Origin of the sequence: Xanthomonas sp. D-109 (assembly GCF_017746095.1) — a bacterium.
Taxonomy (GTDB): domain Bacteria; phylum Pseudomonadota; class Gammaproteobacteria; order Xanthomonadales; family Xanthomonadaceae; genus Xanthomonas_A; species Xanthomonas_A sacchari.
The window spans coordinates 63,620-84,768 of sequence record NZ_JAGHWV010000003.1; the positions used below are offsets into that span (position 1 = coordinate 63,620).

General features: G+C 71.1%; 19 protein-coding genes. 10 read left to right on the top strand and 9 right to left on the bottom strand.

Going from position 1 to position 21,149, the window contains the following annotated elements; translation table 11 throughout:
• Positions 1 to 26: 26 nt before the first annotated feature.
• The 4 genes from aroD to J7357_RS04645 all read right to left on the bottom strand — a co-directional run bounded on the left by aroD (position 27) and on the right by J7357_RS04645 (position 4,606).
• Entirely contained in the window at positions 27 to 932 is a 906-nt protein-coding gene (aroD, locus tag J7357_RS04630) for a type I 3-dehydroquinate dehydratase (RefSeq protein ID WP_244667279.1), read from the bottom strand.
• 34 nt (positions 933 to 966) lie between these two features.
• Entirely contained in the window at positions 967 to 2,286 is a 1,320-nt protein-coding gene (locus J7357_RS04635; RefSeq protein WP_343237389.1) for a carbohydrate porin, read from the bottom strand.
• Entirely contained in the window at positions 2,283 to 3,794 is a 1,512-nt protein-coding gene (locus J7357_RS04640) for a right-handed parallel beta-helix repeat-containing protein (RefSeq protein WP_209245098.1), read from the bottom strand. Before J7357_RS04640 ends, J7357_RS04635 begins: the two co-directional genes overlap by 4 nt.
• 206 nt (positions 3,795 to 4,000) lie before the next feature.
• Positions 4,001 to 4,606, bottom strand: a complete 606-nt coding sequence (locus J7357_RS04645; protein WP_209245099.1) for a class I SAM-dependent methyltransferase — start codon at positions 4,604 to 4,606, stop codon at positions 4,001 to 4,003.
• Between the two features lie 155 nt (positions 4,607 to 4,761).
• Between J7357_RS04645 and J7357_RS04650 the strand changes: the two genes are divergently transcribed.
• A complete protein-coding gene (locus tag J7357_RS04650) occupies positions 4,762 to 5,313 on the top strand; it encodes a gamma carbonic anhydrase family protein (protein WP_209245101.1) in 552 nt (183 codons plus the stop codon).
• 9 nt (positions 5,314 to 5,322) lie between these two features.
• On the opposite strand, the gene J7357_RS04655 is transcribed toward J7357_RS04650, so the two are convergent.
• Entirely contained in the window at positions 5,323 to 5,796 is a 474-nt protein-coding gene (locus J7357_RS04655; RefSeq protein ID WP_209245102.1) for an Lrp/AsnC family transcriptional regulator, read from the bottom strand.
• 125 nt (positions 5,797 to 5,921) lie between these two features.
• Here J7357_RS04655 and J7357_RS04660 point away from each other — a divergent pair, with 125 nt between their 5' ends.
• The 8 genes from J7357_RS04660 (at position 5,922) to J7357_RS04695 (ending at position 14,759) form a co-directional block, all read left to right on the top strand.
• Positions 5,922 to 6,482: an alpha/beta hydrolase gene (locus tag J7357_RS04660; protein WP_209245103.1), complete on the top strand. Its 561-nt coding sequence runs from the start codon at positions 5,922 to 5,924 to the stop codon at positions 6,480 to 6,482.
• 120 nt (positions 6,483 to 6,602) lie between these two features.
• Positions 6,603 to 7,526, top strand: a complete 924-nt coding sequence (locus J7357_RS04665) for a DUF2167 domain-containing protein (RefSeq protein ID WP_209245105.1) — start codon at positions 6,603 to 6,605, stop codon at positions 7,524 to 7,526.
• A 172-nt stretch (positions 7,527 to 7,698) separates the two neighbouring features.
• The gene (locus J7357_RS04670) at positions 7,699 to 8,376 is read left to right on the top strand and encodes an RDD family protein (protein ID WP_209245107.1); all 678 of its coding nucleotides are present in this window, start codon (positions 7,699 to 7,701) and stop codon (positions 8,374 to 8,376) included.
• Positions 8,373 to 9,428, top strand: a complete 1,056-nt coding sequence (locus J7357_RS04675) for a stage II sporulation protein M (protein WP_209245109.1) — start codon at positions 8,373 to 8,375, stop codon at positions 9,426 to 9,428. The genes J7357_RS04670 and J7357_RS04675 overlap by 4 nt, the downstream gene beginning before the upstream one ends.
• A complete protein-coding gene (locus J7357_RS04680) occupies positions 9,418 to 11,121 on the top strand; it encodes a DUF4129 domain-containing protein (protein ID WP_209245111.1) in 1,704 nt (567 codons plus the stop codon). Before J7357_RS04675 ends, J7357_RS04680 begins: the two co-directional genes overlap by 11 nt.
• Complete coding sequence (locus J7357_RS21495; RefSeq protein WP_209245112.1) at positions 11,118 to 12,305, top strand: DUF4350 domain-containing protein; 1,188 nt, start codon at positions 11,118 to 11,120, stop codon at positions 12,303 to 12,305. The genes J7357_RS04680 and J7357_RS21495 overlap by 4 nt, the downstream gene beginning before the upstream one ends.
• A complete protein-coding gene (locus J7357_RS04690; RefSeq protein WP_209245114.1) occupies positions 12,302 to 13,294 on the top strand; it encodes a MoxR family ATPase in 993 nt (330 codons plus the stop codon). The genes J7357_RS21495 and J7357_RS04690 overlap by 4 nt, the downstream gene beginning before the upstream one ends.
• Positions 13,295 to 13,460: 166 nt before the next feature.
• Entirely contained in the window at positions 13,461 to 14,759 is a 1,299-nt protein-coding gene (locus tag J7357_RS04695) for a DUF58 domain-containing protein (RefSeq protein ID WP_209245115.1), read from the top strand.
• Positions 14,760 to 15,053: 294 nt separating this feature from the next.
• Here the strand turns inward: J7357_RS04695 and J7357_RS04700 are convergent, their stop codons facing one another.
• The 4 genes from J7357_RS04700 to J7357_RS04715 form a co-directional block, all read right to left on the bottom strand.
• The gene (locus J7357_RS04700; protein WP_209245117.1) at positions 15,054 to 15,659 is read right to left on the bottom strand and encodes a hypothetical protein; all 606 of its coding nucleotides are present in this window, start codon (positions 15,657 to 15,659) and stop codon (positions 15,054 to 15,056) included.
• Positions 15,660 to 15,726: 67 nt separating this feature from the next.
• Positions 15,727 to 16,908 carry a glutathionylspermidine synthase family protein gene (locus tag J7357_RS04705; RefSeq protein ID WP_209245119.1) on the bottom strand — a complete coding sequence of 394 codons (1,182 nt, stop codon included), beginning with the start codon at positions 16,906 to 16,908 and terminating at the stop codon, positions 15,727 to 15,729.
• Positions 16,909 to 16,942: 34 nt separating this feature from the next.
• On the bottom strand, positions 16,943 to 17,497 hold the full coding sequence (locus J7357_RS04710) for a DUF1190 domain-containing protein (protein WP_209245121.1): 555 nt from the start codon (positions 17,495 to 17,497) through the stop codon (positions 16,943 to 16,945).
• A gap of 102 nt (positions 17,498 to 17,599) precedes the next feature.
• Positions 17,600 to 18,871: a cellulase family glycosylhydrolase gene (locus J7357_RS04715; RefSeq protein WP_209245372.1), complete on the bottom strand. Its 1,272-nt coding sequence runs from the start codon at positions 18,869 to 18,871 to the stop codon at positions 17,600 to 17,602.
• A 334-nt stretch (positions 18,872 to 19,205) separates the two neighbouring features.
• Here J7357_RS04715 and ilvD point away from each other — a divergent pair, with 334 nt between their 5' ends.
• Complete coding sequence (gene ilvD, locus J7357_RS04720; protein WP_209245123.1) at positions 19,206 to 21,044, top strand: dihydroxy-acid dehydratase; 1,839 nt, start codon at positions 19,206 to 19,208, stop codon at positions 21,042 to 21,044.
• Positions 21,045 to 21,149: the final 105 nt, after the last annotated feature.

Sequence of the window (21,149 nt, forward strand, 5' to 3'; positions counted from 1 at the left end):
CGAACGAGAACCGCGGCGACGCGGCGTCACTTGGCGGGCGCGGCCGCGTGCAGGGCGTCGAGCGCCTGGCGCAGGCGCGCCGCGTCGATCTGCCCCGGCGCCGAGGCGCTGCCGAGCATTCCGAAGGTCAGGCTCTGCCCGAAGGTGCCGCCGGACAGCCGCGACACCGCACCCAGCGGCCCCATCGCCATGGTCAGCAGCGGCTGCCCGCTGCGCTGGCGCATCTGCCAGGTGGCGTCGAGCAGATGCAGCACGTCGCCGGGATCGCGCGGCATCACCGCGATCTTCAGCACGTCGGCGCCCAGCGCCTGCTGCCGCTGCAGCCGCGCCACGATCTCCGCCACCGGCGGGGTGGCGTGGAAGTCGTGGCTGGACATCACCACGTACACGCCCTGCCGGTGTGCGCGCTCGACCACCTGCCGCAGCACCGCCGGGTCGCGGAACATCTCCACGTCGAGCAGGTCGGCGAAGCGCGCCTCCAGCAGGCGCGCGTACAGCGCGCCATAGGCGGCATCGTCGATCGCCACCGCACCGCCCTCGGCCTTGGTGCGGAAGGTCAGCAGCAGCGGCTTGCCGTGCAGTGCCTGCGCCAGGCGCGGCCCCAGGGCCGCCAGCGCGGTGGCGTCGGTGGCCCCGTCCATCAGGTCGATGCGCCACTCGGCCAGGTCCGCATCGGGCGAGGCGGCGATGCGCTGCGCCTGCGCCAGGGCCTGCTCGGCGTCGGGCGCGGTGATCGGCACGATGATCTTGGGCAGGCCGGCGCCGATGGCGAGCCCGCGGATCTGCAGCACGCGCGGCGGCGGCAGCGGCGCGGTCGCCTCCGGCGCGGCGGGCGCCGTGGCCGCAGGCGCCGCGGGTGCGGCCTGCAGCGGCGATGCCAGCAGCAGGCCGGCGCAGCACAGGAAGGTCAGTGGTCGTGGGAACAAGGGCATCGGGATCGCCTGGGCAGGAGCGCGCAGCGCGCGCTCAGAAGGTGAGCTTGACCTGCAGCCCCACCGCCAGCGCGTTGTCGGTACGCGCATAGGCGAAGGTGCCGGGGTTGACGATGTACTGCACGTCCGGCCGCAGCATCAGCCATGGCGTCAGCTGCGCGCTGTAGGACAGTTCGTAGAGCTCCTCGGCGGTGTCGAGCGCGAACACCGGCGCCTCCGGCGGCACGCCGGCATCAAGCAGCGCCGCCCTCCGCGCGTCGAGCAGGCGGTGGTTGATGTCGGCGCCGACGTAGCCCAGGGCGATGCGGTCCTGGCTGCGCCGGCCGATGCCCTGGTACACGCCGCCCACGGCGTACCAACGGGTGATCTGCGCGGTGGCATGGTCGGACACCATGTACTGGGCGAAGCCGGTGAGGCCGCGGCCGCGCTCGCCGTCGGGCGAATACAGCTTCTGTTCCACCAGCAGGTAGGCGCCGTCGCGGCCGGTGGTGGCGCGCGGATCCAGACCCTTGCGCGGCACGCGCGAGGAATCGTAGTAGCCGCCGAACTTGTAGGTGCCCGGGTAGTTGCCGCCGGCGCCCGGCGTCCAGGTGAGTTCGACGGGGAACAGCGAGCCGGTGGTGCCGCGCGCGGTCAGATCGAACGCGGTGTGCACGTTGTTGTTGGTGCTGGGGTTGACCTGGAACCAGCCGACCCGCAGGTTCGCCGCCGGCGTCAGTTGCTGCGCCACTTCCGCGCCCCAGCGCGCGTTCGGATAGTTGTACCAGCCGCTGTTGCCGGACATCGCCAGCGGATGCGCGCAGAAGGCGGCGTTGACGAAGTTGGTCAGCAGCGTGTGCGCGCCGAACTGGTTGCCCATCGCGTAGAAGCCGGCCTTGATGTAGCTGCGCCCGTCGTTGAAGCGGCGGTCGTAGCTCAGTTCGGTGAGCCGGGTGAACTGACCGCCGTAGGCTTCCTGGATCGGGAAGCGGTTGCCGAGCAGATCGGCCGAGGTGCTGCGGCCGCGGCGGTCGTTGACGGTCACGTGCAGCGTGCCGCCGTCCCAGCCAGCGAGTTTCGCCAGGTCCAGATCCACGCCCAGCCGCACCTGCTGCGCATAGCGCGCGCCGCGCTCGCCGTCGACCAGGCCCATGGCTTCGCCGACGTAGTCGCCGCGCACGCTGACGCCGCGCCGCAGCCAGTCGCTGCGCGTGCCGCCCCAGTCGCCGGTCAAGGTGCTGTGCGCCAGGTCGGTGGCGTCCTGCGCGGCGGCAACGGCCGGGACGAGGGCGATGGCCACGGCCAGCAGCGACCAGGCCGGCAACGACGGCAGGCGTCGCATCGCACGCGCACCGGCGGAGACGACGCGGCTCACGGCGTCACCGCCAGCGGTGCGCTCAGCGGCGAGGTCGCGCCATCGTCGCTGGTGACGGTGGCTGTGAGCGTGGCCAGCACCGCGCTGTCGCCGTCCAGCGGCAGCGCGAAGCGGCCCTGTCCCTGCGCATCCACCGCCGCTTCGACGCGGCCGAGATAGCGTTCGGCTTCGTCGTCGCCGCGGTGGCGGTTGCCGAACAGTTCCACCGTGTACAGATGGCCGGGGCGGCCGACGAAGCTGCCCTGCACCTGCGGCACGCCTGCGCCGCGTTCGATCGTGCGCAACTGCGGGGCGGCCTGGCCGAAGTTCGGCGGCGGCTGGCAACCGTCCGCCGCCGTAGCGCCGCAGATCGTCGCGCGCTTGCGCGGGTCCGGATCGACGCCGATGCCGCGCGAGCCGACGAAGGGCGCATGCTCCAGGCCCGGCACGCCGAACACGATGGCGCCGCGCGGCTGGCCGGGCACGCAGGCGCCGCCGGCGAAACAGCGCTCGATCTTCAGGCCGTTGCCGGACAGCAGGTTGGCGCTGAACCGGTTGGCTTCGCTGCGCGGCTGCGGGCGCACCGCGATGCCGATGCCGTTGCCGGTCAGGCGGTTGCCCTCGATGAGGTTGTCGCGGCCGGTGACGCTGACCCCAATCGAATTGCCGGCGAAGTCGTTGTCGGCGATGGTGTTGCGGTTGCCCCAATTGATCTGCAACCCGTCGGAGTAGCGCTCGAAGCGGTTGCGCAGCACGGTGTTGTCGTTGCCCCACAGGATCTCGATGCCCTGCGAGGGCTCGGGGTTGGCGTCGGTGGAGCGGAACAGGTTGTCGGCCACCAGGTTCCAGGCCGCGCCGCGGGTCAGTTCCAGGCCGTCACCGTTGTCGAGGAAGGTGTTGCGCTCGATGCGGTTGCGCACCGTGGTGGTGGCGGTGGACTGGCCGTTGCCGTCGTCGCCGGTCAGCATCACCCCGGCGCCGCCGTGGTTGGCGACGATGCGGTTGTCGCGCAGCACATTGTCGCTGGCGCGGTTGAGCAGCACGCCGATGCAGAAGTTGCGGATCTCCAGGCCGCTCAGTTCCACGCCCTGGGTGTCGCGCAGCACCAGGCCCGGCAGCGTGGTGCTGCGCACGTTGGTGCCGAACTGGCCCTTTTCCGCGCCCGGGCAGGCGGCGGTGCCCTTGCCGCGGATGTAGCCGGCGCCGTCGATGGCGATGTACTGGCCGTCGTGCGCCCGCGCCAGGCCCACCACCTGCAGCGGCCCCTGCAGCGCCGGCAACGGCGCGCGCGGGCGGATCACGTACGGCGGCGCGCCCACCGCGACGATCTCGATGCGGTAACGGCCGGGCGCCTGGTTGGCGGTGGTGATCGCCCAGCGCAGCGATCCCGGGGCCTCGTCGTCGGCGTAGCGGTCCACGGTGAGCACGCTACGCGCCGGCGGCGCCGGCTCGGCCTGGTAGGCGCGCACGGCGCCGGGAAGCAGGGCCGCCGCCAACAGGGCCAGGCCGCGGGAAAACGCACAGGACATGCACCATCTCCAACAGAATCGGGACCGCGCCGGCGGCGGGCGGCGCCGCGGCCGCCAGCGGCGCACGCGTCGCGCGCTGCCAGGCGCCGGGACAGCGGCAACGCTAGTTTTATCGCACTGCACCATTCAAGTGCGAATATCGATTCGCGGTGCGTTTATCGCACAACCGGAGTCGCCGACCGCGCCGCAAGGCCAGGTGCATGGCGCTATGCGGCGGCGGCGGCCTTGCGCGCGATCAGCCGATGCACGCGCTTGCCGGAGGAGGCGCTGACGACCTCGTGGTCGTCGAGCAGCTGCATGCCGGCACCCAGCGCCGCACGCATCCGCGTCGCATCCAGCCCGGTATACAGGCGGCCATGCGCATCGCGCGGCGCGTCGTTTCCGGCCACCCGCCAGCTCAGGTACAAGGTGCCCTCCGGCATCAGCAGCTCGGCCAGCCGCGCGGCGGCGGCGGCCGCGTCCGCCTGGTCGAGATGCATCACCACCGTTTCGCACAGCACGTTGCGAAACGCGCCGGACGGGACGCCGGCCAGTGCCGGCAACGCGGCCAGCTCGAACCGCAGGCCGCGGTAGCGCCGCCGCGCCTCCTCGAGCAGGCCGGCGCTCGCATCGTAGCCGCACACCTCGAAACCGCGCGCTGCGAGCCAGGCCGTATCGCGCCCCGCGCCGCAGCCGACGTCGGCGGTCGGCCCCGGCGCGAAATGCCGCCGGAGCAGTGCGTACATGTCCTCGGGCGCGGCTTGGTCGCGCCAGTCCTGCGCATAGCGCGCGGCATCGGCGTCATAGGCAGCGACGGTCGGGCGGTCCACCATGGCGATTGCTCCGCAACGGCGTCGCACGACGCCCGGCGTAGCTTAGTCCTTGCGTGCGACACGCGTCGGGGGACGCGCCCGCGGCGGCCGGCCCGAGCGACCGCGCTATCATCGGCGCCCGCGTGGCCGCCGGCCGCCCACCGCCGGAGAGCGCCGTGTCCCCGATCCGCCCCTACCTCGACAAGACCCCGCAGCTGGGCGCGCGCGTCTACGTGGACCCCGCCTGCACCCTCATCGGCGACGTGGTGCTGGAGGACGACGTGTCGGTGTGGCCGGGCACGGTGATCCGCGGCGACGTCAATGACGTGCGCATCGGCGCGCGCAGCAACATCCAGGACGGCACCATCATCCACGTCAGCCACCACAGCCCGTTCAACGCGGCCGGCTACCCGACCCTGATCGGCGCGGACGTGACCGTCGGCCACGGCACCATCATCCATGCCTGCACCATCGAGGACCTGTGCCTGATCGGCATGGGCGCGTGCATCCTCGACGGCGCCACGGTGAAGAAGCACGGCTTCGTCGGCGCCGGCGCGGTGGTCGGGCCCGGCAAGACGGTCGGCGAGGGCGAGCTGTGGCTGGGCAATCCGGCGCGCAAGGCGCGCATGCTCAGCGACAAGGAGATCGAGAGCCTGCACTACTCGGCGCAGCACTATGTGCGGCTGAAGGACCGCTACCTGGCCGCGGCCGCGGCAGCGCCGCAGTAGCCTGCACCGCTACTCGGCCGCCAACGCCAGCAAGGCACGGCCGATCGGACGCGGCGCCTCGCTGCGCAGCACCACGCTGGTGGTCACCGCGCCAAAACGCGCCAGGGCGTCGATGACCGGCTCCAGCTGCGCCGGCGCGGGTACCAGCACGCGCAGCACGAAGCAGTCCTCGCCGGTGACCCGATGCACGTCCAGCACCTGCGGCATCTGCGCGAACAGCGCCAGGCACGCGCCGATCTGCGCATGCGTGGTGCGCAGGCGGACGATGGCCGAGGTCGCCAGGCCCAGCGCGCGCGGATCGACCCGGGCGGTATAGCCGGTGATCACGCCCTGCTCCTCGAGCCGGCGCACGCGCTCGGACATCGCCGGCTGCGACAGGCCGATGCGCCGCCCCAGGGCGGCCAGGGCGATGCGGCCGTCGCACTGCAGCGCCTCCAGGATCGCGTAATCCAGGGCATCGCCCCGCCAGGTCTTCGCCGCCACTCGCCTCGCCCCTTCGCCATGCACCATGGATTCATCGGAAAACCGTCGCTTGCGCCGATGCATCGCCATGGCGATGCCAGCCAGGCAGCGCGACACTCACGCTTTCTTCCGACGGAGCGTAGCGCATGCAGGACGTGGTGATCGTGCCGGGCATCGGCGACTCGGGACCAGAGCACTGGCAAACCCTCTGGCAGCGGCACGACCCGCGCATGCGCCGGCTGCAACCGGCGTCGTTCGCGCATCCGCAACTGCACGACTGGCTGCGCGCGCTCGACCATTGCGTGCAGCACTGCGCCACGCCGCCGCTGCTGGTCGCGCACAGCCTGGGTTGCCTGCTGGTCGCGCATTGGGCCGCGCGTGCCGAACGCCTGCCGCGCGGCGCCTTCCTGGTCGCGGTGCCCGATCCGGACAGCGCCGCGTTCCCGCATGCGCACGCGGCCAGCTTCGTCCCGGCGCCGACGACGCCGCTGCCGTTCCCCAGCCTGATCGTGGCCAGCAGCGACGATCCCTACGCGGCACCGTCCTACAGCCGCCGCTGCGCGGCCGCCTGGGGCAGCGGACTGGTCGAACTCGACCGCCTGGGCCACCTCAATGCAGCCAGCGGCCTGGGCGCATGGCCGCACGGCGCGCACTTGCTGGCCGCCTTCGACGCCGGCCTCGGACCGGCACCGGGCTCGCCCGCCTGAGCGCTGCCGACGCCTCGCCGCGCGACGCCGTGGAGCGGTAAAAAAGCGCGCTCGCGACTGGCGCGCTTCCCGCGCCTGCGCGACACTACGCGTCTCTGGCGTGGGGACGCCACCGAACGAATGGAATCGCAGATGCTCAAGATCTCGCTGCGCGGCCTGCTGGCCGCTTTTTGCTGTGCGCTGTGCTTCAGCGCCGTCCCGGCGCTGGCCCAGGACAGCGGCCCGGACATGACCGCCGAGCAGTTCGTCGGCACGCTGCATTTCCGCGACGGCCACATCGAGGTCCCGCAGGCCAAGGTGCATTTCGACCTCGGCCCGGAATTCCGCTACCTGGACAAGGCCGATGCGCGGCGGGTGCTGGAGAGCTACTGGGGCAACCCGCCCGACGACGACGTGCTGGGGCTGATCGTGCCGCGCCGGCCGGCGCTCGACGAGAGAGGCAGCTGGGCGGTGGTGGTCACCTATTCCGACGACGGCTACGTGTCCGACGAGGACGCCAGCAAGATCGACTACCAGGCCATGCTCAAGGACATGCAGGAGGCCACCCGCGAGGAGAACGCGCAACGCAAGAAGGCCGGCTACGAGCAGGTCGACCTGGTCGGCTGGGCGGTGCCGCCGCGTTACGACACCGGCAGCAAGAAGCTGTACTGGGCGCGCGAGCTGGCGTTCGCGGGCGAGCGCGAGCACACCCTCAACTACGACATCCGCGTGCTCGGCCGGCATGGCTACCTCAGCCTCAATGCGGTCTCGGGCATGGGCGAACTGGCGCAGGTGCGCGCGGGCATGCAGCAGTTGCTGCCGATGGCCGAGTTCGACAGCGGCGCCCGCTATGCCGACCACAACCCGTCCACCGACAAGATCGCCAGCTACGGCCTGGCCACCCTGATCGGCGGCGGCCTGGCGGCCAAGGCCGGCCTGTTCGCCAAACTCGGCCTGCTGCTGGCCAAGGCCTGGAAGCTGGTGCTGGTCGGCCTGATGGGCCTGGTCGCCGGCGTGCGCAAGCTGTTCGGCGGACGCCAGCGCGACGGCGGCACGGTGCGCTGACCGGCACCGCCGTCACGCTGGGCAATTCACGCCACCCCGGCTAAAGTTCCGTGTCGGAGCAGGACGCAGTCGAGAGCAGCATGCCGCCACAGGCAGCCGGCCGAACGGAAGGACGGCCTCCCCACATCGCAGGCGTCAGTGTCCGCCGCACCATGCGGCGGCGGTAAGGGGCATGCTCGATACCTATCGCGAAGTCGTCACCCCCGAAGGCGTGCCGCTGCATCTGCCGGCCGCCGGCGCGGTGCCGCGCGCGTTGGCCTGGCTGATCGACCTGGCGCTGCGCTTCGCCCTGCTCGCCGCCATGGGCATGCTCCTCGGCCTGCTCGGCGGCCTCGGCCAGGGCCTGTACCTGGTGGCGATGTTCCTGGTGTTCTGGGCCTACCCGATCGTGCTGGAGGGCTGGCGCGGCCAGACCCTGGGCAAGCAGGCGCTGGGCCTGCGCGTGGTGGCGCGCAACGGCGCGCCGGTGGGGTGGATGGCCGCGATCACCCGCAACCTGCTGCGCACCGTGGACATGCTGCCGTTCGGCTATGCCGTCGGCCTGATCGCCTGCCTGTTCGATGCCCATTCGCGGCGCCTGGGCGACTTGGTCGCCGGCACGCTGGTGGTGCACCAAGCGCCGCGCGAGGACGAGGCGTTGCCGCCGATCGCCAGCGCCCTCGCACCGCCGCGGCCGCTGCTGCCGGCCGAACAGGCGGCACTGATCGCCTTCGCCGAGCGCGCGCCGCGGCTCACCCCGGAGCGACAACTGGAACTGGCCGCGCTGGCGCAGCCGCTGACCGACACGCCGGGCCAGGCCGGGGTGCTGCGCCTGTACGCGATGGCCAACTGGTTGCTGGGCCGCCGATGAAACAGGAACAGTTCGTCCTCCGCCATCAGCACGAGTGGCAGGCGTTCGAGGCCTGGCTGCAGCGCAGCGGCAGCGCGCGCAAGCCGGCGCCGACCGCCACCGACACGCCCGGCGATGCCACGGCCGCGGTCGCGCCGCCGCATCCGCAGCAGCCGCCGCCGCTCGCCGACGAGGACGTGCCGGCGCGCTACCGGCGCCTGTGCCAGCAGCAGGCGCTGGCGTGCAAGCGCGGCTACAGCCCGCAGGTCACCGCGCGCCTGCAGCACCTCATGCAGCAGGGCCACACCGTCCTGTACCGGGCGCCGCGTCCGCACTGGCGGCGTGCGGCGGAGTTCCTGTTCGCCGAATTCCCGCAGGTGGTGCGCAGCCAGGCCGGCTACATGGCCGCGGCCACCGCGCTGTTCGTGGTGCCGCTGGTGACCATCTTCGTGCTGCTGCAGTTCCGTCCGGAACTGATCCACGGGCTGATGGATCCGATGCAGGTCAGCCAGATCGAGCGCATGTACGACCCGGCTGCCAGCGCGCAGAAGCTCGGCCGCGACAGCGGCACCGATTGGCAGATGTTCGGCCACTACATCATGAACAACATCAGCATCGGCCTGCGCACCTTCGCCAGCGGCCTGCTGGCGGGACTGGGCACGGTGCTGGTGCTGCTGTTCAACGGCATCACCATCGGCGCGGTGGCCGGGCACCTGCACCAGATCGGCTATGGCGTCACCTTCTGGCGCTTCGTCGCCGGGCATGCGCCGTTCGAACTGACCGCGATCGTGATCGCCGGCGGCGCTGGCCTGCAGCTCGGCCTGAAGGTGCTGGCGCCGGGACGGCGGCGACGCATCGATGCGCTGGTGGAAGGCGGCAAGATCGGCGCACGGCTGTGCCTGGGCGTGGCCGCGATGCTGCTGGTGGCCGCCTTCATCGAGGCGTTCTGGTCGTCCATCGCGACCGTGCCGGCGTGGATCAAGTACAGCGTGTCGGCGTTGCTGTGGACGCTGGTGCTGACGTGGCTGTGGCGCGGCGGCCGCGGCCGGGTGGAGGCCATCGATGCGGATTGAGCGCCTGGACGTGGTGCTGCGCGCACGCTCGGCCTGGGAAGCGATGGAACTGGGCACCGCGCTGGTCCGTCGCCACGCCGGGGCGATCTGGAAGCCGTGGGTGCTGGTCACCCTGCCGCTGTGCGTCGTGCTCAACCTCGGCGCCTGGGCGATCGACCGGCTGTGGCTGGCGTCGCTGTTGCTGTGGTGGCTGAAGCCGGTGCTGGACCGGATCCCGCTGTTCGTGATCTCGCGCGCGGTGTTCGGCGACGTGCCGCGCGTGCGCGACACCGTGCGTGCGCAGGGCGCCTGGGGCTGGCGCACGCTGCTCGGCTACCTGACCTGGCGCCGGCTGAGCCCGGCACGCAGCGTGTTCATGCCACTGGAACTGCTGGAAGGCGCCAGCGCCGACCAGCAGCGCGAGCGCCGCCGCACCCTGGGCGGGGCCATCTACGGCCACGCACTGCTGCTGGCCAGCGTGTGCTGGCATTTCGAGGCGATGCTGTGCGTGGCCTGCATCGCCACGATCTTCATGTTCGTGCCCATCGACCTGCTGCCGGAAACCGCACGCGCGGCCTGGGCGCTGATCGGCGACCAGACGCCGGCGTGGGCGGACATCGGCTTCAACGTCATCGGCTGGCTGGCGATGACCCTGATCGAACCGTTCTTCGTCGGCGCCGGCTTCGGCCTGTACCTCAACCGGCGTACCCAGCTCGAAGCCTGGGACGTGGAGATGGCGCTGCGCCGGATGGCCGCGCGCCTGCGCGGCGCCGCGCCGCTGGCGCTGCTGTGCCTGGCCCTGCTCGCCGCGCCGGCCGCGGCGCTGCGTGCGCAACCGCTGGCCGACGACGCGGCAACGCAGACCGCGGCGGCGCAGGATGCGCCCGCCGAGGGCACGCGCGATGGCGAGACCGACACCGCGGCGGACGCCGACGCGGACGCCGACACCGACGCAAACGCCAAGACCGACGACAAGGCCGCGGCCGCGCCCACCGCCGACAGCCACCACCACACCGCCGCGCACCCGGTCCCGCTGGACGAAGTGTTCGACACCGAGCCCGCCGCCGATGCGCGCTTCGCCCGCGCCGCCGACCGTGCCTACGCCGACCCGCTGCTGACCGCCAAGCGCACCATCGGCTACTGGAAGAAGCGCAATCCCGACGAACCGCCCAAGCCGGACGACAAGCAGCAAGACCTCACCCCGTTCGGCAAATGGATCAAGGCCGCGGCCCAGGCCATCGCCTTCGTCGGCCGCTGGGGCATGTGGCTGCTGGCGGGGATCCTGCTGCTGGTGCTGCTGCTCACCGCCAGGCACTGGCTGCCGTGGATGCGCGGCACCGGACGTCGCCGCGCGGCGCCGCCCACGGCGCCGGAGCATGTGCCGGTGCTGGCGCCGCAACCGCTGCCCGACGACGTGGCGACGGTGGCGCGGCGCGCCTGGCGCGAGGGTCGCCACCGCGATGCGCTGGCGCTGCTGTACCGGGCCAGCGTGGCGACGCTGTGCGAACGCGCCGACCTGGTGCTGCCACCCAGCGCCACCGAGGCGCAGTGCCTGCGCGCCGCGCAACGCCTGCCCGACGCCGCCGACCGCGGCCTGTTCGCGCGCATGGTGCGGGTCTGGCAGCACGCCGCCTATGCCGGCCGGCTGCCCGAAGATGACGCCTTCGACACGCTGGTCGACGAGCTGCAGCGCCAGTTCCGGTGGCAGGCATGAACAGCGGCACACGCAATGCGCTGATCTTCCTGGTCGGCCTGCTGCTGGTCAGCGTCGGCGCGGCCTGGTTCTTCGGCCGCTACGAACGCGCCGAGCGGGAGATCGTGCTGCCGCCGCGCGGCGAGGCCGCCTACAACCCGCTGTACGCGCTGCGCCAGACCCTGCGCGCCGACGGCGTGCGCGCCGAATCGCGGCAACGCCTGGACCTGGCGGCGATGCACCTGCGCCCGCACGACAGCGTGGTGCTGTACGGCGACCCGCGCATGCTCGGCAAGGCCGATGGCGACGCCCTGCTGGACTGGGTGGAGCAGGGCGGGCATCTGGTGCTGCGCACGCCCACCGTCGAGGTCAAGCGCGGCGACGTGCCGATCCTGGAAGCACTGGACATCACCGTCGAGGCAAGCAGCCCGGACAACTGCCTGATGATGGCGGTGCCCGGCGCGGCGCCGCAAAAAGTCTTCTGCGACGGTCGCCGCTTCCACATCGATCCGGACACGCCCGACAACTGGTGGAGCGGCGAGGACGACGACTTCGTGTTTGCGCGCGTGCCCTACGGCGACGGCAGCGTGGACGTGCTGTCGGAACTGGATTTCCTCGAAAACCAGGACAACCGGCTCGGCAGGATGTTCGAGGGTTCGCCGATGGAAAACGACCCGATGCTGCGCAGCGGCGGGTTGCGCGAGGCCGGCAACCGCCTGCTGGCGCGGCAGGTGCTGGGGCCGAACTACGGCCAGGGCACCATCCACCTGATCTATTCGGCCGAACTGCCGTCGCTGTGGCGCACCCTGTTCACCCGCGGCTGGCCGGCCTGGCTGCCGGCGCTGCTGATCCTGCTGGCCTGGCTGTGGTCGCGCATGCAGCGCTTCGGGCCACTGCGCGCCGCGCCGGCCGAGGACCGCCGCTCGCTGCTGGAACACGTGCGTGCCAGCGGCGAACACCTGCTGCGCTTCGGCCGCGCCGACCTGCTGCACGCGGCGATGCGCGAGGCGTTCCTGGCGCGGCTGCGCCGGCGCGCACCGCTCGCCGCGGCGCTGGAGGGCCCGGCCCAGGCCGCCGCCATCGCCGAGCGCCTGCAACTGCCGGCGGCGCAGGTCGAACAGGCGCTGCAGCCGCCGCCGCCCAACCAACCCGCCGCCTTGCGCGAGCGCATCCGCCTCCTCGTCCAGATGAGAAACCAGTTATGACCACCGCCCCCTCCGACGCCGTCGCGCCGCTCGCCGGCCCTGCCCTGATCGAACGCGCCGAGGCGATCCGCGCCGCGGTCCGCCATGCCTTCATCGGCCAGCCGGAGGTGCTGGAGCAGATCCTGATCGCGCTGCTGGCCGGCGGCCACGTGCTGATCGAGGGCGTGCCCGGCCTCGGCAAGACCCTGCTGGTGCGCGCGCTGGCGCAGGCGCTGGAACTGAACTACGCACGCGTGCAGTTCACCCCGGACCTGATGCCCAGCGACGTCAGCGGCCATGCCGTGTACGACCCCAAGACCGAGAGCTTCAAGATCCGCCGCGGCCCGGTGTTCACCCACCTGCTGCTGGCCGACGAAATCAACCGCGCCCCGGCCAAGACCCAGTCGGCGCTGCTGGAAGTGATGCAGGAAGGCCAGGTCACCATCGAAGGCACGGCCTTCCCGCTGGCGCCGCCATTCCTGGCCCTGGCCACGCAGAACCCGGTGGAGCAGGAAGGCACCTATCCGTTGCCGGAAGCGCAACTGGACCGCTTCCTGCTGAAGATCCTGATCGACTACCCGCAACTGGAGGACGAGGCGCGCATGGTCGCCGCGGTCACCAGCGGCCGCAGCGCCGGCGACTTCGACCTGTCGCAGGTGCCGCGCGTGCTCGGCGCCGAGGACGTGGTGGCGATGCAGGCCGGCACCGCCGCCATTGCGGTGGACCCGCAGGTCATCGACTACGCCGTGCGCATCGTCGCCGCCACCCGCCGCTGGCCCGGCATTGCGCTCGGCGCCGGCCCGCGCGGCAGCATCGCCCTGGTCCGCGCGGCCCGCGCGCAGGCGGTGCTGTCCGGCCGCGACTTCGTCATCCCCGACGATATCCGCGACGTGGCCAAGCCCGCCCTGCGCCACCGCATCGCCCTGGCCCCGGAACTGCAGATCGAAGGCCAGAGCGCCGACGACGCCCTCAGCGCGCTGCTGGCCAAGGTGGAGGCGCCAAGGAAATGAGCCGGGAGTCGGGAATGGGGAATCGGGAATGGAAAAAGCCGGGGTTCCCGGCGTTTCCCGCTACTCCCTATTGCAGTGAGCTGACGAACGCAGCGATGCGTCGCGCTGCAGCGCTGCCGCTTTTCCCATTCCCCATTCCCCATTCCCCACTCCCGGCCCCCCAGCGATGAGACCCGCCCCGCTCCTGCTGGCCTTGCTCGCGCTGTGGGCGCTGTGCGGCCTGGCCGTGGCGCTGGGCTGGGTGCCGCTGTGGAGCTGGCAGGCGGTGGCGGCGGGCATCGCGCTGGTCGCGGCGCTCGATGCGTGGCGGCTGTGGCGGCGGCCGACACCGCAGGTGCGCCGCGAGCTGCCCGAAGCGCTGCCGCTGGGCGTGCAGCGCGAGGTGGTGCTGCACCTGGACAGCGCGCAGCGCCAGCGCATGGACCTGTTCGACCTGGTGCCCAGCGGCTGGGAGCTGCAGGGCCTGCCGCAACGCATGACCCTGCCCGCCGCGCATCAGACCCAGGTGCGCTACCCACTGCGCCCGACCGCGCGCGGTCGCTTCGTCTTCGACGGCACCCACCTGCGCCTGCATGCGCCCTGGCGCCTGTGGCGGCAGCAACGCCTGGCCGGGCCGGCGCAGACCGTGCGCGTGTATCCGAACTTCGCGCCGCTGACCCGCTTCGCCCTGTTCAGCGCCGAACAGGCCTCGCGTCTGGTCGGCGCGCACCTGAAGCGGCGCCGCGGCGAAGGCACCGACTTCCACCAGATGCGCGAGTACCGGGTCGGCGACAGCCTGCGCCAGATCGACTGGAAGGCCACCTCGCGCGCGCGCAAGCTGATCTCGCGCGAGTACCAGGACGAGAAGAACCAGCAGTTGCTGATGCTGATCGACACCGGGCGGCGGATGCTGGCCAGCGAGTCCGGCCTGTCGCACTTCGACCATGTGCTCAATGCGGCGCTGGTGGTGTCGTACCTGGCGCTGCGCCAGGGCGATGCGGTGGGCATGATGGCCAGCGGCGGCGACGCGCGCTGGGTGGCGCCGCAGCGCGGCATGGCCACGGTCGACGTGCTGCTGCGCGCCAGCTACGACCTGCAGCCGCAGCCGGTGGCCACCGACTATCTGGCCGCGGCCACCGAACTGTCGCTGCGCCAGCGCCGCCGCGCGCTGGTGATGCTGGTCAGCAACGTGCGCGACGAGGACATCGAAGACCTGCTGGCCGCGGTGCGCCTGCTGCAGCGCCGCCACCTGGTGTGCGTGGCCAGCCTGCGCGAGCGCGAGCTGGACCAGGCGCTGAGCGAGGAGGTCCACGACCTGCCGCAGGCCGTGCAGGCTGGCGCGGTGGCGCGCTACCTGCAGCAACGCAGCGCCGCGCACGAGGCGCTGCGCAGCCACGGGGTGATGGTGCTCGACGTCACCGGCGAGGAACTGCCCGCCGCCCTGATCGAGCGCTACCTGGCGGTGAAGCGCGACGGGTTGCTGTAGCGCGCCTTGGCCAGGGCAGCGTTGCGCCTTCACGTTCTTTGTTTGGATGCCAGCAGCCAGCACAGTGCCGTCGCGTGGCAACGCAGGTGCGAGCGGTTGTTGTTCCACTGCAATTGCCGCCCCCATGCAGGAGCGGCTTCAGCCGCGACGGGCGTTCACCGGGACTCTGTCGCGGCTGAAGCCGCTCCTACAGTGCACTCGATGCAGGCCACCGAAAGAGACTGAGCGGCACGCCCCCATCGATTGCGCAGATCGCGCGAATCACCTGAAAGGCAAAACACGCACGGACGCTGCTTACACACCCGACGTCGCAGGCACGGACGGCAGCTGCGCACTGGCCTGCTGCAGACGCTGCAAGGTCCGCAGCATCAGCGGCCGATGCCGTGCCAGCTTCATCCACGCCGGCAACCGCGCCACCATCGAGCGCCCGAACAGGCCACGGCGTTCGCGCAGCGTCGCCGCCACGTAGTCCTGCAACTCCTGCAGATGGCGCGGGTTGTAGGCCCACAGCACGCCGGCGCGGGTCGGCGCGACCAGCGCCAGCGGCATGCCGAAATGCGGATCGTGGGGCGAGCCGTCGCGCACGCGCCGCGGCTGCACCGCCACTGCGCAGTCCTTGCGACACGACGCGCAGCGGCCGGGCAAGGTCTTGGGCGGCGGTACAGCGGCGGCTGACACTGCGCAGACATGCACCCACTGATGTCCGCAGTGGCCGCAGGCCCGGCGGCCGACCAACTGCACCATTCCTACCCAGTCGTCCGCCGCGCTGTCCAACGCAGCGCTGCACTGCCCGCAACGGAAGCGTGCCTGCCAGCGATACGGCTCCCACTGCGCCAGCACCCAGCCCGGCGTGCCGCAGCGATGGCAGCGCACCGCCACCTGGTCGGCATAGGCAGCCAACGGCGTTCCGTCGTTGCGATGCCGACGCGGCGCATCAGGAGACGCCGTGTCGGCGCGCGACACCGACTCACGCATACAGCACACCCGGCCGCGCCTCCTCGACGATGGCATGCGGCAGGAACCGCGCGCTGTCGCTTGTGATCGGACTGTCGTCCTCGCGGATGCCGATGCCGCAGGCGCGGTCGCCGACGATCCAGCTGCCGACCATCGGGTAACGACCCTCGAACGCCGGCAGCGGATGCGCTTGCTGGCGGATGTAGGGCCCGGCGTAGGGGCCGTCGCTCTCCAGCACGCGGCCATCGTCCAGGTGCAGCACGATGTTGGCGCCCTCGCGCGAATGCAGCGGCTTGCGCACCCAGCCCGGCGGCAACGTGGTGCCGTCGTCGAACGCGGCCGGCAGCAGGTTGGGATGGCCGCGATGGCGCTCCCACAGCAGCGGCAGGATGCCCTTGTTGCTGAGCAGCGCCTTCCACGGCGGCTCCAGCAGGCGCAGGCCCGAGCCCGGCAGGGCCTGGCCGAAGCGCTCGGCGAACATGTCCTCCAGCGGGTACAGCTTGAACAGCGCGCCGATCACCGTGTCGTCCAGGTCGGTGTAGCGGCCGTCGCTGGACAGGCCAATGTCCTCGATCGCGATCAGCTCGCCAGCGACGCCGGCCTGCGCGGCGCAGTCGCGCAGATACGCGATCGTGCCCTGGTCCTCTTCCGAATCGCGCACCGCGGCGAAGTACAGCGGCGGCGACAGCCCGCCGGCGAGCGCGGCGAAGCGCTCCAGCAAGGCTTCGTGGATGGAGTTGAACTGGTCGGCGTCGTCCGGCAGGCGGCCCTGTGCGCGCTGATCCTCCAGCCACTGCCATTGGAAGAACGCCGACTCGAACAACGAGGTCGGCGTGTCGTAGTTCAGTTCGTACAGCTTGGCCGGGCCACGGCCGTCGTAGGCCAGGTCCAGGCGCCCGTACAGATGCGGCTCGCGGCGCCGCCAGCTGTCGGCGATCCAGTCGCGGAACGCCGGCGGAATCGCCAGCCGCTGCATCAGCGCCTCGCTGGCGACGATCTCGTCGAGCAGGCCCATCGCCATCGCGTGCAGTTCGGCGCTGGGGTCTTCCAGGTCGCGCTCGATCTGGCGCAGGCTGAACGCGTAGTAGGCGCGTTCGTCCCAGTAGCGCTGACCGTCGATGGTGTGGAAGCGGAAACCGTACTCCGCGGCCTGGGCGCGCCAGTCGCCGCGCTCGACGATCGCGATGCGTTTCATGCGGGGTCTCGTGCGTTGAGGAAAAAAGCCGGACTCAGCTGCCGAAGCCGCGCCCACCGGCGGATTCGCCGAAACCGCCGCGGCTGACGGTGACCGCACGGTTCGGCGTGGCGCCGATATGGGTCATGGTCTGGTTGCCGCGCAGCATCGTACCGCTGCTCACCGCACCGGCGCCGCCGGAATAGGAGGCCGGCCGCTGCCACTGGTTCTGCCGGTCCTGGTAGGCGGGCGCGGCATTGAACCCGGCGGCGCGGTTGTTGTTGAGCATCTGCGACAGGAAGAAGCCGGTCATCATCGGCCCGATGAAGGAATGGCCGTGGCTGTCGCGCTGCTCCACGCACCGATCTTGCGCATAGTCCTGCGCGCACTGCTCGCGGCTGGCGTACTTGGGCCCCTGTTCCGCCGCCTGCTTCTGCGCCTGCGCGAAGGCCTCGCGGCAGGTGGCGATGTCGTGGGTCTGCGCCACACAGGCATCCACCGAGGTGTACAGGCCTTCCTGCGCCTTCGCTTCCGGCTCGCGCCCGCAGGCGGTGAACAGCAGCGGCGCGGCGCTCATCAGCAACAGGGCGGTCGTCTTCGACCTTTTCATGGCAACGTCTTCCTGAGTCCAGCCACGATGATGCCCGGTTCCGCCGGCCGCGGAAACCCGCGGCCGGCGGTTGGACGTCGCTGCTGACGCAGTCGCGACGCGTCAGCTCGTCGGCGGCGGCGGCACGTAGCTGGACAGGCGCGCGTCGAAGTACGGCTGCACCGCGGCGATGTTGGACTTGACCTGGATATCCATGCCGACATCGCGGCTCATGCCCAGCACGTCGTTGTCCGGCCAACCGGGCCCGAAGCACCACTGCGTGCTGGGGATGTTGTTGGCCTGCAGGTGCGCGAGCATGCGCTTGGTCGCCAATTCCGCGCTGGCGTTGCCGGCCGGATAGCCGTGCTCGCCGAGAAAGCCGCGCTTGCCCCTGTGTGCCAGCCAGTCGATGAACGGCTTGACCATCTCGATGCCGGTGTCCGGCGCAACGTTTTCATTGGGATTGGTCCAGGCGCCGCCGCCTTGGCCCTGGTTGTCGAGGTAGTTGTGCGCCTCATAGACGATGCGATCGTACGGGTCGGGGATCGTGTCCAGGTTGTTGGACACCTTGTCCCACAAGCGCGCGCTGGCGTACTGATTGCCGCAGACGAACACGTAATGCGACCGGTCGAAATCGAAGATGCGCGCCGCGGTGGCGGTGGCTGTGCGCAGCCAGTGATCGGCCATCACCAGCGTGCTGCCGTCGGCGTTGAGTTCCGGTCCCTGGTAGGGCTCGTTCATCAGGCCCCAGCCGAAGATCGCCGGATGCGAGCGGAAGCGCTGCACGATGCGGCTCCACAGATCCGGTAGGCCGGCGGCGTTGTACAGCGTGCAGCCCGGCGTGCCGATCACGCGGTACTCGTAGAGCTTGAGCAGGTTGTCGGCCGGGTCGAAGTAGGCCAGGTACAGGAAATTGCCCTTGCGGTAGGTGCCGTTCCACACCGCCTGGTCGGCGGGGTCGGTGACCGCGCGTCCGTCCGGCCCGATCAACTGCCCGGAGCCATCGCGCCGGTAACCGGACTTGCTCGCGACCTTGATCGGCAGGCGCATGTAGTCGTGCAGCTCCAGGATCGCCACCTTGCCGCGCAGCGCGAGCCGGTCCAGCACTTTCTCGACCTGGTCGCAGTACGTGGCGTTGAGCGGCATGCCCTGGCCAGTGCTGAAGCGTGCGGCGGTGGTGGGCAGGCGGAACAGCGGGCAGGCGCCGGCGGCGGCGATGTGCTGGTCGCGGATGTCGCGGTAGTGCCGGTCGATGACGGCGTTGTCGACGAAGTTGTTGGACGCCAGCCCGGACAGATTGAGGCCCGCGAACGGCAGCGTGCCCGCGGCGCGGGCCTGCCCGCCGAGGCCCCACAGCGCGGCGCCGGCAGCGATACCGACACCGGCGCGCAGCACGCTGCGGCGGCCCGGATCGGCCGGGGTGGACACAAGGGACGGGGTGGGGGAGGAAACAGCGGAAGACGACGTACGCACATGCCGAAGCATGGACACCTCCTGTGGTCATGATGGGCGAGCCGGGCCTACGCCCCCTGACGCACCGGCCACCGCAGTCTGCCAAGCGTGTTCGGGCAGGTCTGCGAACCGCTTCTCACTCCTGGCCGGCGCGCGGTGGCGCCAGCGTGCGTGCTAACGTGGTCGGCCCACCCGGTGGATGCCAGGACGGTTGCAGCAGCAACGATCCGATCGCGCCACCATCGCCAGCCTCCCCGCCCGCTCGTTCGCTGCTCCCATGCCCGACTATCGCTCCAAGACCTCGACCCACGGCCGCAACATGGCCGGCGCCCGCGCGCTGTGGCGCGCCACCGGCATGCAGGACGCCGACTTCCACAAACCGATCATCGCCATCGCCAATTCCTTCACCCAGTTCGTGCCCGGCCACGTGCACCTGAAGGATCTCGGACAACTGGTCGCGCGCGAGATCGAGCGCGTCGGCGGCGTGGCCAAGGAGTTCGACACCATCGCCGTGGACGACGGCATCGCCATGGGCCACGACGGCATGCTGTACTCGCTGCCCAGCCGCGAGATCATCGCCGACTCGGTCGAGTACATGGTCAACGCGCACTGCGCCGACGCGCTGGTGTGCATCTCCAACTGCGACAAGATCACCCCCGGCATGCTGATGGCCGCCCTGCGCCTCAACATCCCCACCGTGTTCGTCTCCGGCGGGCCGATGGAAGCCGGCAAGACCAAGCTCGCCGACCACAACCTGGACCTGATCGACGCGATGGTGATCGCCGCCGATCCCACGGCCTCCGACGAGAAGGTCGCCGCGTTCGAGCGCAGCGCCTGCCCCACCTGCGGCTCTTGCTCGGGCATGTTCACCGCCAACTCGATGAACTGCCTGACCGAAGCGCTGGGCCTGGCCCTGCCCGGCAACGGCACCGTGGTCGCCACCCACGCCGACCGCGAGCAACTGTTCCTCAAGGCCGGCCGCACCGCAGTGGAACTGTGCCACCGCTGGTACGGCGCCGAAGACCCGCGCGCGCTGCCGCGCGGCATTGCCACCTTCGAGGCGTTCGAGAACGCGATGACCCTGGACATCGCGATGGGCGGCTCCACCAACACCATCCTGCACCTGCTCGCCGCCGCGCAGGAAGCCGAGGTGCCGTTCACCCTGCGCGACATCGACCGCCTGTCCAAGCGCGTGCCGCAGCTGTGCAAGGTGGCGCCGAACACGCAGAAGTACCACATCGAGGACGTGCACCGCGCCGGCGGCATCGTCGCCATCCTCGGCGAACTGGCGCGCGGCGGCCTGCTGCATACCGACCAGGCCACCGTGCACAGCCGCAGCCTGGCCGACGCCATCGCGCAGTGGGACATCACCCAGAGCGACGACCCCGCGGTGCAGACCTTCTACCAGGCCGGGCCCGCCGGCATCCCCACCCAGGTCGCCTTCAGCCAGGCCACGCGCTGGCCCAGCCTGGACGCCGACCGCGCCACCGGCTGCATCCGCGACGTCGCCCACGCCTACTCGCAGGAAGGCGGCCTGGCGGTGCTGTACGGCAACATCGCCGAGGACGGCTGCGTGGTGAAGACCGCGGGCGTGGACGAATCCATCCACGTGTTCGAGGGCAACGCCAAGGTGTTCGAAAGCCAGGACGCCGCGGTCAAGGGCATCCTCGCCGACGACGTGAAGGCTGGCGACGTCGTGGTGATCCGCTATGAAGGCCCCAAGGGCGGCCCCGGCATGCAGGAAATGCTGTACCCGACGTCGTACCTGAAGTCCAAGGGCGTGGGCAAGCAATGCGCCCTGCTCACCGACGGCCGCTTCTCCGGCGGCACCTCCGGCCTGTCGATCGGCCACGCCTCCCCGGAAGCGGCGGCGGGCGGCGCCATCGGCCTGGTCCGCGACGGCGACCGCATCCGCATCGACATCCCCCAGCGCCGCATCGACCTGCTGGTCTCCGACGCGGAACTGGCCACGCGCCGCGCCGAGCAAAACGCCCGTGGCTGGAAGCCAGCGGAACCGCGTCCGCGCAAGGTCAGTACGGCGCTGAAGGCGTACGCGCTGCTGGCGACCAGTGCGGACAAGGGGGCGGTGCGGGACAAGGCGATGCTGGACGGGTGAGGTGTTGTCATGCCATGAAGACTCCTGATTCCCAGGGTCTTCATGGCATCCCGGCCCTGCACTGTGGGAGGGACTTCAGTCCCGACGCGGATCAACAAACGCGCA

Coding starts and splice junctions, on each gene's coding strand:
- J7357_RS04680 (WP_209245111.1), top strand. CDS start 9,418: ATGCGGATTGAGCGCCTGGACGTGGTGCTGCGCGCACGCTCGGCCTGG.
- J7357_RS04710 (WP_209245121.1), bottom strand. CDS start 17,497: ATGAAAAGGTCGAAGACGACCGCCCTGTTGCTGATGAGCGCCGCGCCG.
- J7357_RS04675 (WP_209245109.1), top strand. CDS start 8,373: ATGAAACAGGAACAGTTCGTCCTCCGCCATCAGCACGAGTGGCAGGCG.
- J7357_RS04665 (WP_209245105.1), top strand. CDS start 6,603: ATGGAATCGCAGATGCTCAAGATCTCGCTGCGCGGCCTGCTGGCCGCT.
- J7357_RS04670 (WP_209245107.1), top strand. CDS start 7,699: ATGCTCGATACCTATCGCGAAGTCGTCACCCCCGAAGGCGTGCCGCTG.
- ilvD (WP_209245123.1), top strand. CDS start 19,206: ATGCCCGACTATCGCTCCAAGACCTCGACCCACGGCCGCAACATGGCC.
- J7357_RS04695 (WP_209245115.1), top strand. CDS start 13,461: ATGAGACCCGCCCCGCTCCTGCTGGCCTTGCTCGCGCTGTGGGCGCTG.
- J7357_RS04690 (WP_209245114.1), top strand. CDS start 12,302: ATGACCACCGCCCCCTCCGACGCCGTCGCGCCGCTCGCCGGCCCTGCC.
- J7357_RS21495 (WP_209245112.1), top strand. CDS start 11,118: ATGAACAGCGGCACACGCAATGCGCTGATCTTCCTGGTCGGCCTGCTG.
- aroD (WP_244667279.1), bottom strand. CDS start 932: ATGCCCTTGTTCCCACGACCACTGACCTTCCTGTGCTGCGCCGGCCTG.
- J7357_RS04640 (WP_209245098.1), bottom strand. CDS start 3,794: ATGTCCTGTGCGTTTTCCCGCGGCCTGGCCCTGTTGGCGGCGGCCCTG.
- J7357_RS04660 (WP_209245103.1), top strand. CDS start 5,922: ATGCAGGACGTGGTGATCGTGCCGGGCATCGGCGACTCGGGACCAGAG.
- J7357_RS04645 (WP_209245099.1), bottom strand. CDS start 4,606: ATGGTGGACCGCCCGACCGTCGCTGCCTATGACGCCGATGCCGCGCGC.
- J7357_RS04705 (WP_209245119.1), bottom strand. CDS start 16,908: ATGAAACGCATCGCGATCGTCGAGCGCGGCGACTGGCGCGCCCAGGCC.